Source organism: Halomonas sp. HMF6819, assembly GCF_044335525.1.
In the GTDB taxonomy this organism is placed as follows: Bacteria; Pseudomonadota; Gammaproteobacteria; order Pseudomonadales; family Halomonadaceae; genus Vreelandella.
Map to the genome: position 1 here is coordinate 271,499 of NZ_JBIQVY010000002.1, position 14,034 is coordinate 285,532.

The 14,034-nt window shown below is 63.0% G+C and carries 14 protein-coding genes and 1 pseudogene; 4 read left to right on the forward strand and 11 right to left on the reverse strand.

What is annotated here, in order from left to right; all coding sequences use genetic code 11:
• Positions 1-83: 83 nt before the first annotated feature.
• Positions 84-380: a DUF1330 domain-containing protein gene (locus tag ACGLWX_RS07230; RefSeq protein WP_396238568.1), complete on the reverse strand. Its 297-nt coding sequence runs from the start codon at positions 378-380 to the stop codon at positions 84-86.
• Positions 381-551: 171 nt separating this feature from the next.
• Between ACGLWX_RS07230 and ACGLWX_RS07235 the strand changes: the two genes are divergently transcribed.
• Positions 552-1,334, forward strand: a complete 783-nt coding sequence (locus ACGLWX_RS07235) for a PhzF family phenazine biosynthesis protein (protein WP_396238570.1) — start codon at positions 552-554, stop codon at positions 1,332-1,334.
• Positions 1,335-1,363: 29 nt separating this feature from the next.
• Here ACGLWX_RS07235 and ACGLWX_RS07240 read toward each other — a convergent pair whose 3' ends face one another.
• Entirely contained in the window at positions 1,364-1,879 is a 516-nt protein-coding gene (locus ACGLWX_RS07240) for a cupin (RefSeq protein ID WP_396238572.1), read from the reverse strand.
• Between the two features lie 83 nt (positions 1,880-1,962).
• Complete coding sequence (locus tag ACGLWX_RS07245; protein ID WP_396238574.1) at positions 1,963-2,355, reverse strand: RidA family protein; 393 nt, start codon at positions 2,353-2,355, stop codon at positions 1,963-1,965.
• 139 nt (positions 2,356-2,494) lie between these two features.
• Between ACGLWX_RS07245 and ACGLWX_RS07250 the strand changes: the two genes are divergently transcribed.
• A complete protein-coding gene (locus ACGLWX_RS07250) occupies positions 2,495-3,448 on the forward strand; it encodes a LysR family transcriptional regulator (RefSeq protein ID WP_396238576.1) in 954 nt (317 codons plus the stop codon).
• A gap of 132 nt (positions 3,449-3,580) precedes the next feature.
• Positions 3,581-4,741, forward strand: coding sequence for an FMN-dependent L-lactate dehydrogenase LldD (gene lldD, locus ACGLWX_RS07255; RefSeq protein WP_252106405.1), 1,161 nt, complete (start codon positions 3,581-3,583; stop codon positions 4,739-4,741).
• Between the two features lie 35 nt (positions 4,742-4,776).
• Here lldD and ACGLWX_RS07260 read toward each other — a convergent pair whose 3' ends face one another.
• From ACGLWX_RS07260 to ACGLWX_RS07285, 6 genes and pseudogenes are all read right to left on the reverse strand, one after another.
• Positions 4,777-5,640 carry an ABC transporter ATP-binding protein gene (locus ACGLWX_RS07260; RefSeq protein ID WP_396238578.1) on the reverse strand — a complete coding sequence of 288 codons (864 nt, stop codon included), beginning with the start codon at positions 5,638-5,640 and terminating at the stop codon, positions 4,777-4,779.
• The gene (locus ACGLWX_RS07265; protein ID WP_396238580.1) at positions 5,637-6,680 is read right to left on the reverse strand and encodes a FecCD family ABC transporter permease; all 1,044 of its coding nucleotides are present in this window, start codon (positions 6,678-6,680) and stop codon (positions 5,637-5,639) included. The genes ACGLWX_RS07260 and ACGLWX_RS07265 overlap by 4 nt, the downstream gene beginning before the upstream one ends.
• A complete protein-coding gene (locus ACGLWX_RS07270) occupies positions 6,677-7,705 on the reverse strand; it encodes a FecCD family ABC transporter permease (protein WP_396238582.1) in 1,029 nt (342 codons plus the stop codon). Before ACGLWX_RS07270 ends, ACGLWX_RS07265 begins: the two co-directional genes overlap by 4 nt.
• 1 nt (position 7,706) lies before the next feature.
• The gene (locus ACGLWX_RS07275; protein WP_396238584.1) at positions 7,707-8,705 is read right to left on the reverse strand and encodes an iron-siderophore ABC transporter substrate-binding protein; all 999 of its coding nucleotides are present in this window, start codon (positions 8,703-8,705) and stop codon (positions 7,707-7,709) included.
• Positions 8,706-8,796: 91 nt separating this feature from the next.
• A pseudogene (gene fhuE, locus ACGLWX_RS07280) lies at positions 8,797-10,941 on the reverse strand (ferric-rhodotorulic acid/ferric-coprogen receptor FhuE).
• Positions 10,942-11,076: 135 nt separating this feature from the next.
• Positions 11,077-11,478: a helix-turn-helix domain-containing protein gene (locus ACGLWX_RS07285; RefSeq protein WP_396238586.1), complete on the reverse strand. Its 402-nt coding sequence runs from the start codon at positions 11,476-11,478 to the stop codon at positions 11,077-11,079.
• 71 nt (positions 11,479-11,549) lie between these two features.
• On the opposite strand from ACGLWX_RS07285, the gene ACGLWX_RS07290 reads away from it, so the two are divergent.
• The gene (locus ACGLWX_RS07290) at positions 11,550-12,617 is read left to right on the forward strand and encodes an SO_0444 family Cu/Zn efflux transporter (protein WP_396238588.1); all 1,068 of its coding nucleotides are present in this window, start codon (positions 11,550-11,552) and stop codon (positions 12,615-12,617) included.
• A gap of 12 nt (positions 12,618-12,629) precedes the next feature.
• Here ACGLWX_RS07290 and ACGLWX_RS07295 read toward each other — a convergent pair whose 3' ends face one another.
• Together ACGLWX_RS07295 and ACGLWX_RS07300 are read right to left on the reverse strand one after the other, a co-directional pair.
• On the reverse strand, positions 12,630-13,157 hold the full coding sequence (locus ACGLWX_RS07295; RefSeq protein ID WP_252106414.1) for a hypothetical protein: 528 nt from the start codon (positions 13,155-13,157) through the stop codon (positions 12,630-12,632).
• A gap of 134 nt (positions 13,158-13,291) precedes the next feature.
• On the reverse strand, positions 13,292-13,978 hold the full coding sequence (locus tag ACGLWX_RS07300; protein WP_396238590.1) for a FadR/GntR family transcriptional regulator: 687 nt from the start codon (positions 13,976-13,978) through the stop codon (positions 13,292-13,294).
• Positions 13,979-14,034: the final 56 nt, after the last annotated feature.

The following is a 14,034-nucleotide window of genomic DNA, read 5'->3' on the forward strand; positions in this document are numbered from 1 at the left end:
ACGTGGGCAAATAAAGGCTCACTTGAGCGTAGGCGCCCCGGCCCGCTATAGCCAGCGGGCCGGCTCGCCTAGGGTAGCGTTGGTTAACTCTCCGGCAGACCGTCGAGCAGCAGCACGCGGTAGTCGGCGCCTAGAAAGCGGTGCTTTCGAGCCGCCTGATAAGCGGGGCTGTGGTACCAGGCGCGGGCGGCGTCCATGTCGGGGAAGCGCAGAATTACGCCGCCCTCCATGGCACTGCCTTCAAGCACTTCGAAATCGCCGTAAAACGCCAGCGGCTCGGGGTCGTGGCCTTCGCGGGCGGCCTTGGCCTTGTCGGCGTAGGTCTGGAACTCCTGCTCGTCGTGGGTGCGTTCTCTGATCAGTACAACGTAGGCGGGCATGCGATTACTCCTGTCATGAGCCGGATGGCGAGGCCTTTAGGCATACGGCTTGGTGCCAATAAGAACCCTGAATTCTGGCCCGAGATCATCAGGGCGTCCACCGCCGCGTGTTGGTGCCCGTCGCCGCCATGGTAAAGTAGCGCCTCTTTTCTTCGCTTTAGAGCCCCTTGTATGCATTTGGATCTTTACCAGGTCGATGCCTTTGCCGACCGGCCGTTCGCAGGCAATCCCGCCGCCGTTTGCCCGCTCGACGCGTGGCCGGACGATGCCCTGCTACAGGCCATCGCCACGGAAAACAATCTCTCGGAAACCGCGTTTTTTGTACCCGAGGGGGCGGGGTACCGCCTGCGCTGGTTTACGCCGACGGTCGAGGTGGATCTGTGCGGTCATGCCACTTTGGCCGCCGCTTGGGTGATCTTCAACGCGCTGGGCGTGAGCGTTGATACGCTTGCGTTTCAAACGCGAAGCGGCGAGCTTTTGGTGGCGCGAAACGGTGAGGAGCTGGCCATGACGTTTCCCGCCAAACCGCCCGTTTCGCTTGCTCTGGAAGACGAGGTCGCCGCCGCGCTGGGGCTTTCCCGGGTCGACGAGCTGCTGATCGCCGACGATATCATTGCTGTGGTGGAAAACGCTCGGGTCGTCGCCTCGATCACGCCGGACATGGCGAAACTCAAGGCGCTGCCGGGCAGGGGCATCGCGGTGACCGCGCCGGGCGTGGAGGAAGATTTCGTCTCGCGCTGGTTCGGCCCGAAGGTCGGCGTTGAAGAGGACCCGGTCACCGGTTCGGCGCATACCTCACTTGCGCCATACTGGGCCGAGCGTCTGGGTAAGCACTCACTGTCGGCGCGTCAGGGCGGCGCGCGTCAAGGAACGCTGCGTGTGCGTCTTGAAGACGAGCACGTTGTGATTCAGGGGCGGGTCGCGCCGTACCTGAAAGGCACGATCACGCTTTAACGCTCTTGGCCACTAACGATGTTGAGCCGCTAACACTCTTGCCAAAGCGCCATGACGTTGCCATCGACCGGGCCTTGGGCAGGCAGGTCAACGGCAGCGGCCCGGGCTTTCAAGGCGTCGAACTCCTCCGGGTTGCCGCGCTCCAAATCGGGTTTTTGGCCGGGCGGGTAGGCGCCGACCATGCAGAAATCGTCTTCGTCCTGCAGGCAGGCGTGGCCGGTGCCTGCCGGCAGCACCAGCACATCGCCCGGGGCCAGCGTAATGGTGGGCCCGTCAGGGCCGCCCAGCTGCGCCCGGGCACGGCCGCGAAATACGCCCAACGCTTCGTGAGCATCGGCATGAAAGTGCTGAAAATCGTAGAGATGATAGCGCCAGGCAGGCGGCCAGCCGTTTTGCTCGAACATCGTTTCTAACGCTTGGGCGTACCGTTCCGGTTCCGTTTGCGTAATCACCGCGCGATAGATCAGCACCGGCAGCCGTGAGTTGGGAAAGCCGCGCTGGGCGTCGCCTTCAAGGTAAAGCGTGTCAAACGTAGATGTGCTCATCCTGTGCTCCTCTGCGCGTTAGGCGCTTTGCTAACTTTAGCAGCAAGGCGCTAACCGTCGAGACTTCTGAGCAGGCGCTGCGCTTATTCGGGCAGCTTGGCAATCACCTTGATTTCAAAATCGAACCCGGCCAACCAGTTGACGCCGATCATCGTCCAGTTCGGGTAGGGCGGGTCGGGAAACACTCGGGCCTTGGCGGTCAACACGCTTTCGAACTGTGCTTCAGGGTCGGTATGGAAGCTGGTCACATCGACGATATCGTCAAAGCTTGCGCCCGCGGCTTCCAGCACACCTTGCAGGTTGTCGAAGGCGAGCTGGATCTGGCGGGCCAAATCAGGCTCCGGGGTGCCGTCTTCACGACTACCGACTTGGCCTGATACAAACAGGAAGCCATTGGCGCGCACGGCCGCACTATAGCCGTCCTGCTCGTAAAGGGCCTGACGTTTGCGGGGGAATACGACATCGCGTTGTGCCATAGCGGTCTCTCCATTGATGGTTTACGGCAAGCAGTTCGCTTGATGACGCTACTTTAAGCTGGCCCCCGGGGCTCAATAAACGCGGTATCCTGCCCAGCACTGTTTGCTCTTTCCAAACAATCACAAGGATCGGGTCGCCATGGATCGTTTCACTGCCATGCAAGCGTTTGTCCGCGTCGTCGAGACCGGAAGCTTCACGCGGGCGGCGCAAACGCTGGGTATCAGTAAGACCAGTGTCACCCAACTGGTACAGCAGTTGGAGGCGCGGCTGCGGGTCAAGCTTTTAAACCGCACCACGCGCAAGGTGAATACCACGGCGGACGGCGCGGCCTATTACACGCGCGTCGTTAAGCTCTTGGCGGCTATGGATGATGCCGAAACCAGCCTATCCAATGCGGCAGTGGCGCCACGCGGGCGGCTTAGAATCGACGTGCCAAGCCCGTTTGCACGCATGATTTTAATTCCCGCGCTACCAGACTTTTGGGCGCAGTACCCCGATATTCAGCTCGACATGGGGGTCAGTGACCGTCGGGTGGATCTGATCGATGAAAGCGTGGATTGCGTCATCCGCGGGTCAGAGCTGACCGACCTTTCGCTGGTGGCCCGCCGCGTAGGGGAGCTGAATTTGGGCATTTACGCAGCCCCAGGATACTTGGAAAAAACCGGCGTGCCTTCGCATCCCACAGCGCTTTCTGCCGCGCCTCACTATGTTGTCGGCTTCAAGTGGCGTGGCCGGGCGGCCTTTGCCCCCACGCTTTACCGCGGCGCACAGAGCGTTAGTGTCCCGGGGCGCTATAGGCTAATCGTCGACGATGGTAACGCGGCTCTGGCGGCGGGGTTAGCGGGGCTAGGCGTGGTATGGCTTCCCGATTACATGGCGCGTGAGCACGTCCTTCGCGGTGAGCTCGTGCCATTATTCGATGACTGGCAGTTGGCGCCAATGCCGATGTTCATCGCCTTTCGACCTCATCGCCACGTCAGCGCCAAGCTGCGCGTGTTCATCGAGTGGGTCGCTGCGCTGATGGCCGCGCAGCCCTCGAGCGTCGATCAACCTCATCGGGTAAGCGGCGCGAGTCGAACGCTGCCCGAGTAAGTTTTCATAGACTAAAGTTGAGGGCAGAGGGGCGCTTTCCAAACGGGTTTACTTGGTACGCTAGCTGGTAGCGTAAGGCGTTGGATGTACGGACGCTTCACAGTTTTCCGTCTCGAGAGGTAAGGCGATTTCATGATCATTTCAAGCCCGTCGGATTACCGGCAAGCCGCCAAGCAGCGCATTCCCCGCTTTCTGTTCGATTACCTGGACGGCGGCTCGGTGACCGAGAGCACGCTGCGTGGCAACGTCGAGGCGTTGCAGGGCATTCCGCTGCGTCAGCGGGTATTGAAAGGCGGCGGCACGCCCACACTCGATACCGAGATTCTGGGAAGCCAGTGGAAGATGCCGGTGGCCCTTGCCCCGGTGGGCGCGACCGGTCTGTACGCCCGGCGCGGCGAAGTCCAGGCCGCGCGCGCCGCCGAGAAGGCGGGCATTCCTTATACGCTCTCGACCGTGTCGGTCTGCTCGATCGAGGAGGTGGCCCGCGATGCCCACGGCGAGCAGTGGTCGCAGCTTTATGTATTGAAGGATCGCGGCTTCATGAAAAACGCCCTGGAGCGTTCCTGGGCGGCGGGCATGAAGACACTGGTGTTCACCGTGGATATGCCGCTGCCCGGCTCGCGCTACCGTGATCGCCGCTCCGGCATGTCCGGGCCCAACGCCAAACTTCGCCAGTACGCCCAGGCGATCACCCACCCACAGTGGGCCTATGACGTAGGGCTCAAGGGCAAGCCACTGTCGTTTGGCAACATCGAGGCCTACACCCAGCGCACGATGGGCATGGACGACTACATGGGCTTTCTGGCCAAGAACTTCGACCCCTCGATCAGTTGGGACGAACTCGCCTGGATTCGCGAAAGCTGGAAGGGCAAGCTGATCATCAAGGGGCTTTTGGACAAGGATGACGCCCGCGAGGCGCAGCGCATGGGCGCTGACGGCATCGTGGTGTCGAATCACGGCGGCCGCCAGCTCGACGGCGCGATCTCCACCGCTCAGGCGCTGCCCCACATCGTCGAGGAAGTCGGCGACGAGCTCACCGTGCTTGCCGACTCCGGCGTGCGCTCCGGGCTCGACGTGGTGCGCATGCTCGCACTCGGTGCCAAGGGCGTGCTGCTCGGTCGCGCCTACGCCTATGCGCTCGCCGCCAGAGGCGAGGCGGGGGTATCGCACCTTCTGGAGCTGATCGCCGCGGACATGCGCGTGACCATGACGCTGATCGGCGCCAACTCACCGGCCGAGATCAACCAGAGCCACCTCGACGCGGTGGTCAAAGAGATGAAGATGAGCGAGTAGCGCCGCTTCCTAACCGCCACGGCAACGCCCCGCCTTCACCGCGGGGCGTTTTCGTACTCAGGCGTTAAAACCTCGGGCGGTGACTCGGCCCGCGATTGAGCCTTCACGCCGCCGTGGCGCCCCAGCGGTATCATCATCGGCTTGCCGGTGACCGGGTCACTGATCACCCGGCTTTCCAGATCGAACACCTCACGCACCATCGCCTCGGTCAGCACGCTTTCGGGCGGCCCCGCCGCGTAGACGCGCCCGCCCGCCATGGCGATCAGCGTGTCGGCGTAGCGGGCAGCAAGGTTCAGTTCGTGGAGTACCATCACGACGGTGGTGCCGCGGCCCTGGTTGAGCTCGGTGAGCAGGTCCAGTACCTCGATCTGGTGGTTGATGTCCAAAAACGTAGTGGGCTCGTCGAGCAGCAGAACGTTGGTCTGCTGGGCCAGCGCCATGGCGATCCACACTCGCTGGCGCTGGCCGCCGGAGAGCTCGTCCACCGCGCGCTCGGCCAGCTCGCCAAGCTGAGTGGCGGCCAGCGCGTTGGCCACGGCGGCTTCATCGGTGGCACTCCAGCGCTTGAAAAGCCCCTGGTGCGGGTGGCGGCCGCGGCTGACCAGCTCCAGTACGCTGATACCTTCCGGGGCGATGGGCGACTGCGGCAGAAAGCCAAGAGTGCGTGCCAATTGGCGGCTTGCCAGCGTATGAACCGCTTGGCCGTCCAGCAGTACGCGGCCCTGCACCGGGGTGATCAGCCTTGAGAGCACGCGCAAAAGCGTTGACTTGCCGCAGGCGTTGGCCCCAACGATGGCGGTGATATGGCCAGGCGTCACATCGACACTCACGTTTTCAAGCACGCGGCGCTCGCCGTAGCCGGCAGTGAGCCCTTCAGCCTGCAGAGACGATGCGTTCATAAGGCGCCCTTGCGTTGATTATCGCGAACGATCAAGTAGATCAGATAAGGCGCGCCGAGCACGCCGGTGACGATGCCCACCGGGTAGCGGGCGGGCAGCCAAAACTGCCCGGCGTAGTCGCTGGCCAGCACTAAAAGCGCCCCCACCAGTGCCGAAGGCAGGAGTAGCGAACCGTTTTGGCCCACGATGCGTGCGGCGATTGGCCCGGAAAGAAACGCAACGAACGCGATGGGCCCGGAGACCGCCGTGGCAAAGGCCACCAGACCCACCGCCGAGAGCACGGTGATGATGCGAGTAACGTTCAGGCGCACGCCGAGCCCGGCAGCCAGCTCGTCGCCCATGCGCAGCGTTTCCAGGTCGTGTCGGCGGCCCAGCAGCAGTCCGCCCAGCACTACGAGCGCGCCGGCCAGCGGTAGCGCCTGTTCCAGACGTACGCCGTTGACGCTACCGGTGATCCAGCGAAGCGCTTCCTGCAGCGACCAGCTCGGCGCCTGCATCAGAAGGTACGCCGTCACGCTTTGCAGCATCGCGGCAAGCCCTATACCGATGAGAATAAGCCGCGCGCCGGTCACGCCGTCGCGCCAGGAAAGCAGGTAGATCAAAAGTGCCACGCCAAGGCCTGCGGCTACCGCCGCCAGCGCTACGGCCGGGCCGCTCAATGACAGCACGACGATAGCGAACACCGCACCGGCGCTGGCGCCGCTGCTGATCCCGATGATATCGGGGCTGGCCAAAGGGTTTCGCAGCAGCGTCTGAAAGGCCACACCGCCCAGACCGAAGCAGGCGCCGGTCAGTAGACACGCCACCGCTCGGGGCAGGCGCAGTTCACGCACGGTGAAGCCCGCACCGGGTATGTCGGCGCCGGCCAGCACGCGCGCCACGGTTGCAAGCGGCGTGAAGGATTGGCCCAGTGCAAGCGTTAACAACGCGCCGGCTGCCAGACTGGCGGCCAAAAACGCCATGATGAGCGTGCGCCGCCGGGCCTGGGCGCGGCGGATCTTTCGTAAATGGTCGATCTGGTGGGGGCCGGCGTGTCTCATGGCGCGCCCACCTTGCGGTTTCGCACGATCCAGATGAACACCGGCGCGCCGATGAACGCGGTGACGATGCCCACATCGAGCTCCGCCGGGTTCGCTACCAGCCGCCCGGCGACATCCGAAAGCGTGAGCAGGGCCGCCCCGGCGAGGGCGGAAAACGGTAACAGCCAACGGTAAACACTGCCCACCAGCAGGCGGCAGGCGTGGGGCACCACCAGCCCCACGAAGCTGATGGGCCCGCATACGGCGGTCGTCGCGCCGCATAAAAGCACGGCCGCCAGCGCGGACAACAGCCGGGCCAGCATCACCTTTTCACCGAGCCCGGCGGCGGTGTCGTCGCCCAGCGCCAGCAGGTTGAGTTTGCGTGCCGCCGCCAGGGCGGCGAGAAAGCCGACCGCCAGAAAGGGCACAATCGGTAGGATTTGACGATACGTGGCACCGCCAACGCCCCCCACCAGCCACGACTGCACCAGCCCCGCGATATCGCCGCGGGGCAGGATGACCGCGGTGGTCAGTGACGTAAGCGCGGCGGTGATCGCCGCCCCGGCCAGTGCCAAGCGAAGCGGCGTGGCCCCGCCCCGGCTAAGACTTGCAATGGTATAGACCGCCACGGCGGCAAGGCCTGCGCCAGCCAGGGCGCAGGCGATGAAGCTCAGGCTCGTCTGGATATTGAACCACGCAATGCCGACCACAACGGCAAGTGCGGCACCCGCGTTCACGCCCAAAAGGCCGGGGTCGGCCAGCGGGTTGCGCGTCAGCCCCTGCATGACGCCGCCGGCCACGCCTAACGCGGCACCGGCGAGCAGCGCTAACAGCGTGCGCGGCAGGCGGCTGGCCACGGCGGCGTCGCCCACGGTTTGCACTTGGCCGGTGAGTGCGGCGTGAATCTCCGCCCAGCCGACATCGCGCGCCCCCAACGCCACGGACAGCGCGGCGGCTCCCATCACCAGGGTAACGAGCAGCGCGCAGGCGGTCAGCCGTCTGGTTCGGTATTGCCGGCTCGCGCTCAATACGCGCGCCGTGGCCAAGTTATTCGGCCTTGCCAGCGGCGTCTGCGAGCAGCGTTGCATAGTCGTCCAGTACCCAGGCAATCGACATCGGGGTCGGGTTGGCGGCGGTCCCCAGGGGGCTGTCATCCAGCATCACGACCGCACCGTTGTCTACGGCGGGCAGGCGCGAGGTCAGCGGGTTGGCCTTAAGCTCGTTCAGCAGCGATTCACCGCCGTAGGTCACCAGAATATCCACGTCGTTGAGTTCGTCGATCAGCTCGGCACTGAGGCTACCGGAAAACTGGCCCTCGGCGGAGTGATCGAGTACCACCTGGGGTGAGGCAAGCCCCAGGTCATGAAAGAACTGCACGCGGGCATCGTTATCGGAGTAAAAGGCGATCCGTCCCAGGTTATTGGGGTCGAGGTGGGTGACGAACATCGCCGTCTTGCCCACGAGCGCCGGGTAGCGCGCGGCGGTCTCGCGAATCTGCGTCTCGAGCTCATCGATCAGCGCCTCGCCTTCTTCGTCCATGCCCATACCGGCACTGTTCAGGCGAATCATGTCGCGCCAGCTCGTCGCCCAAGGGCCCTCGCGGTAGGCCACTACCGGGGCGATCTGGCGGAGCGTGTCGTAATCACTCTGGCTGAGCCCGGAATAGCCGGCCAGAATCACGTCCGGGCGGCTGGCGGCCACGGCTTCGAAGTCGATGCCATCTCCCTCATCGAAAAGCGCCGGGGCAGGCGCCTCGAGCGCGTTTAGGCGCGCCTCGACCCAGGGCAACAGGCCATTGCCGTTTGGGTCGCCGAAGTTGGCCGCGGCAAAGCCCACCGGCACCACGCCGAGTGCCAGCGGCACTTCGTGGTTCGCCCAGGCAACGGTGGCGATACGCTCGGGCTTTTGTTCGAGCACGGCGGTGCCCAGCGCGCTCTGGATTTCCCGAGGGTAGTCATCGGGGAAAACCGGGGCGACACAGAGCAGCGCGGCGGCCAGGGCGGTCAAGCGTAACGAGGTGCGTATCGGTCTTGTGCGGGCGTTCATGGGGCTCTCCTTGAGGGTGGCCTTTCAAGCGGGCCTTCAACGACACGGCCGCCCGAGCACTGCCCGGGCGGCCGCAAGGGACGTGAATGGCTTAGAACGCGTAGCGCAGCGTGGAGGAGATGCTGCGCGGCTCGCCGTAAACGCCGTAGCCGTTGACGTGGCTGTAGTACTTCTCGTCGAACAGGTTATCCACGTTGACCTGCAGGCTGAGTTCCGGGGTGAACTCATAGCGGCCGAACAGGTTGGTCAGCGTGTAGCTGTCCTGCTCGAAACGCTCGGGCAGGCCGGCTGGCGTGCTCAGGTTGTTGGCCACAAGGCTGCTTTGCCAGTTGACGCCACCGCCCAGGGTCAGTTCACGAAGCGCAGGCACGTTGTAGCTTGCAAACAGCTTGAACAGTGAGCGCGGCTGGTTGAGGTTGAAGTCGTCCTCGCTGGAGGTCGCCGTGAAGTGCGAGTAGCCCACGGTCATGTCGAGATCGTCGGTCACCGCACCGCTGAGTTCCACCTCGAAGCCTTCGCTCACAATGCCATCGACGCCTTCGTAAAACGTTTCGGTCTGGCCGGGCAGCCCCGGTAGCGCCGCGGCGACGTTGTCCTGCTCGATACGGAACACGGAAACCGAGCCGTTCAAAAGGCCATCGAACCAGGCGGCCTTGAGGCCGGTTTCATAGTTCTTGCCCTCGACCGGGTCGATATAGCTTCCGCCGATGTCGAGATAGTTCTGCGGCTCGAAGATTTAGGTATAACTGGCAAACGCCGAGTAGGTGTCGTCGAAATCGAACACCAGCCCGCCGTAGGGCGTGACTTCGTACTTGCTCTGACTGTCCAGGCTGCGGAACTGGGTCATGCCCTCCCACTCGGTGTAACGGGCGCCGGCAATCAGCGAAAGTGGCTCGGCCAACGAAAAGCGCGCCGCCGAGTAGACGGCTTTTTGGCGCGTGCTCGAGGCCTCGGACGGCGCAAACGGCGCCCAGCCTTCATTGGGCGCGGCGCCGTTCCAGTTATTGAAGTCCTCAACCGCGAAGCCGTCGATGAAGGTGTTCTCGTAGTCGTTGGTCTGGTCGCTGTAGCTGCCGCCGACGACCAGCTCGTGCTCGCGACCGAACAGCTGGAAGGGGCCGCTGGCCTGGGCATCGACGGAGTCGACCTCGCGGTGGCCGCGATTCCAGCCGGTGTAGAAGAACACGCCGCTGCCGTCCGCACGGTTGGGCAGCGTTCCTTCCACGTAGGGGTAGGCGAGCTTACCGTCCATGTCCGTCTCTTCGTGGGTGCCGACCACCCGCGCCTGCCAGCCGTTGCCGAATTGGTGGCTGATCTCGGCGAAGACCTTCTCGGATTCGAAGTCGTAGTAGGACCAGTCGGGTGCGACGCTGAACGAGCGCGAGTAGTCGGTCGGGGTGCCGTCATCGAACCACAGCGGAAGCCCGCCCCAGGTGGGCGAAGAGGTGTGGCTGTCCTGGTAGTCGAAGCCGAGCGACACGGTCGTGGCGTCGGTGACGTCCGCGTCGATCACCCCATAGCCGAAGGTGCGGCGCTTGTCTTCGCGATCCAGATGCGCCCCGCCTTCTTCATAGCCGCCGATAAAGCGCGCGCGTACATCGCCGGAGGCGGTAAGCGGGGTGGAAAGATCCACGGTGCTGCCGCGCTTGTCCCAACTGCCCAGCGTCCCGGAGACAGCGCCTTCGAACTCACGGCTGTCGGCGCGCTTGCGCACGAAGTTGACCGAGGCGCCGGGGTTGCCCGAGCCGGTCGTTAAGCCGTTGGCGCCGCGAATGACTTCAACCCGGTCGTAGATTGCGGTGTTGAGCCGGCCTTCGCCGAAGTACCAGCGGCCGTCTCGGTTGAGCGTGGGAATGCCGTCGTACTGGTAGCTGTTGATCCGAAAACCGCGCGAATTGAAGCTGACCCGCTCGCTGTCGATCTTGTTGGTCGAAATACCGGTGGTGTTGGCCAGCACGTCTTCGATGGAGTCCAGGTTCTGATCGCGAATGCGCTGCTCGGTAACGATGCTGATCGCCTGGGGGAGCTCTCTTTGTGTGAGGGTCAGGCCCGTGCCGGCGGTGGTGCTGCGCCGCGTGTAGCCGATGTTCTCGTAAAGGTTGGTGGCGGTGACCGTCACGGTGTCGAGCGTTTGAGACTCGTTTTCAGCCTGTGCGAACGCCTGACCGGCGCACAGCAGGCAGCTTGACGCCAGAACCGTGACCGTCGCATTGGCGACGAAAGGTGCGGTTTTCATAGGATCCCTTGAACGTGCGTTATGCGCCTTATAAATGGACGCTATATAAGAAAGCACGTAAAAGCATATAAAAACCGTTTTCCTGTGTAAATCTATATGAGAATTGTTTTTGTTCTATATTATTCTAGGGTTTGATTAGTGCTCATAAAGCGTTTGAATGATCCGGCACTCGGCGGTCGTGCCGCCCCGGCACTGATCCACCACTTGGCGCAGCTCGTCGGCCAGCGCCTGAAGCGCGCGAATACGCTCTTCCAGATGCGTCAAGTGGCGGCTGGCGATATCGTCGGCGATGGCACAGCTGTGCTCCGGCTGATCTGACAGCGTTAGCAGCTCCTGAATGGTACTCAAATCGAGCCCCAGTTCTCGGCCGTGGCGAATGAAGCCGATACGCGACAGTGCCTCGTCGCTGTAGTATCGATAGCCCTGCTCGCCGCGAGCGGGCGGCTTCAATAAACCGAGCTTTTCGTAATGGCGGATGCTTTCCGGTGAGCAGCCCGTGCGCTGGGCCACCTCGCCGATGCGGTAGACGTTGCTCATGGCTTGACCCTGTAACGGTTACAGGGTCCAGGCTAACGCTTGTACCCTCGCTCTACAAGCAGGAGCTCACGATGAACACCATTAATACCTTATTGAGCGTTGCCCTTAGCGCCGCTCCCTGGCTGCTGCTGGGGTTATTCGTCGCCGGGCTGATCAAGGCCTTTCTTTCCGAGCAGATGCTCACGCGCTGGCTGGGTGGCACCGGTTTGGGCAGCATTTTGCGCGCTGCCGTCATCGGGATGCCGCTACCGCTATGTTCCTGCGGCGCCATTCCCACCGCCATGGCGCTGCACCGGGGCGGGGCGGGGCGCGGCCCGACCACCTCGTTTTTGATCAGCACGCCGGGCGTGGGGGCCGACTCCATCTTTTTGACCAGCGCGCTGCTCGGCCCCTTGATGGCGCTTTTACGCGTGGTGGGGGCGTTAGTGACCGCGATCATCACCGGCGTATTGATCAGCTTTACCAAAGAACGCGCGGTGGCCGTTAACGCGGGGCCGAGCGGCGGCTGCTGTGGCTCGCACGATACTCACGACCACGACCACGACCACGACCACGACCATGAGAATAGCGCGGCCAGCGACGCGCCAGAGACGCTTATGGGCCGCTTACTGGGCGGGCTTCGCTACGCCTTTAGCGAGCTGCTGGACGATTTCAGCGTCTGGATCTTTGCCGGGTTGCTGCTGGCCGGTGTACTGATGGCCTGGGTATCGCCGGACGCGTTGGCCGGGCTCTCCGGAGGGCCGCTGGCGCTGGCAGTGATGGCACTCGTGGGTATTCCGCTTTACGTGTGCGCCGCCGCGGCCACGCCGATCGCCGCGGGGCTCTTGCTCGCCGGCATCACCCCGGGCATGGCGCTGGTCTTTCTGCTAGCCGGCCCGATCACGAGTTTGGCCACATTGGCCGTCTTTCGCCGCGAACTCGGCACTACGGCGCTGGCGATCTATATGGTCAGCATTTTCGTGGTGACGGTGGCACTGGGCGCGCTGGTCGATGCGGCGCTGACGCACGTCGGTATCGACCCGGTCAGCCAAGCGGGGCAGGTACAGGCGCTGCTGCCTTCGGGTATCGAATGGGTGGCGCTAGCGGTGCTGAGCTTTTTTGCCCTGCGTCCGCTGCGCCGCCGGGTGTTGGGGTTTTAGAGAAGAAAAGCGTTAGCGCGGCTCATTCGGTGCCTCGATCGGTTCGGGCGTGATGTCGATGGGCTCGCGCAGCGCCTGTTTTTGCTCCAGCGTTTCGAGCGCGATTTGATAGCACTCCTCGATATGTTTGGTGCCCATGTACTTCATGGCGGTGTAGCTGATGGTACCGGCCACGGCGCTGCCAATGACCGGGACGAATTTCGACGTTCCCTTGGCGGCGATCTTGAAACCCATCTTCTGCAGCAGGTTGATGATCAGCTTGCGGGTGATGTACTTGCCCGCCATCTTGCTGCCCACGTTGGAAATCGCGGTCATTACCATGACCTTCGACTGAGTATCCAGGTCATCGATCTGCTCCGGCGTCAGGCCAAAGCGCTCGTTGATTTGCGGAATCAAGCGCAGAAGAATCGCCACGTCGGAGCCGATGTCCACGCCCGGAATCGGGATGATGGCGGCGCCGGCGGAAAGGCTCGAGCTGCGGTTCACCTTCTTTTGACAGGCCGCTTTCGCGCTTTCGAGTTCTGCGATGGTTTCGATCATGGTGCCTTTCTCCTTGCATCGGCGTTGCGAAGTCGCGCATCGCTGCCTTCCCTGCAGCGTTACCCGGTTAAAGCGAATGCCCGCGCGCTCATCTTCACGCCCGGCCTTCAAAGCGTAGCCAATAAGAAAAGAGCTCACACCCTGATTCGTTCAAACGATGCCCGGATATGATGCGCCATGGTCTCGCGAGCGATTAAAGGCTCACCCGTGCGAATAGCGTCAACGATGGCATCGTGCTCCTGAGCGACCTGCTGAACGTGCAAAATCAGGTCGCTTTCAGATTTTTTCTGATGAAAGCGAGCACCGAATATTACGCCGGTTTGCAGGGTCAACAGCGAACTCAGCAAAAACTTGTTGCCGGCGATCTTGGCGATCTGCAGATGGAAATCAAAATCTTCCTGGGAGCCCTGCTTACCGTGACGAAACATCCGGCGTAGCGCCCAGGCTTTCTCTTCGATACGGGTGACTCCCTCAACGCTCTGGTGGGTGGCGGCGAGCGCTGCAGATTCGGTTTCGATCAGCAGGCGAAAGTCGAACAGCGCCGCAAGGTCGTTTTGGTCATTAACGAAGTTCGGTGCGTCCAGCTCCGTCACCGGTCGGGCGGCGACGAACAGGCCGGCCCCCTGGCGAGAGACGATCAATCCCTCGGCTTTCAGACGTGCGGTCGCGCTTCTTACCGCGCTGCGGCTGAGTTCGTAGCGCCGCGAGAGTTCGGCCTCGGTCGGAAGCTTGGCGCCGCGCAGGTACTGACCGCGCACGATCCAGTGGTGCATGTCGTCGTAGAGCGCGGCCACCTTTTCGACTTTCGTCTTTGTTGTCATGCCTGCCGTTCCGTTTTTTGAATTTTTAACTTTTAAAAACAATTGGTTGACGTTTT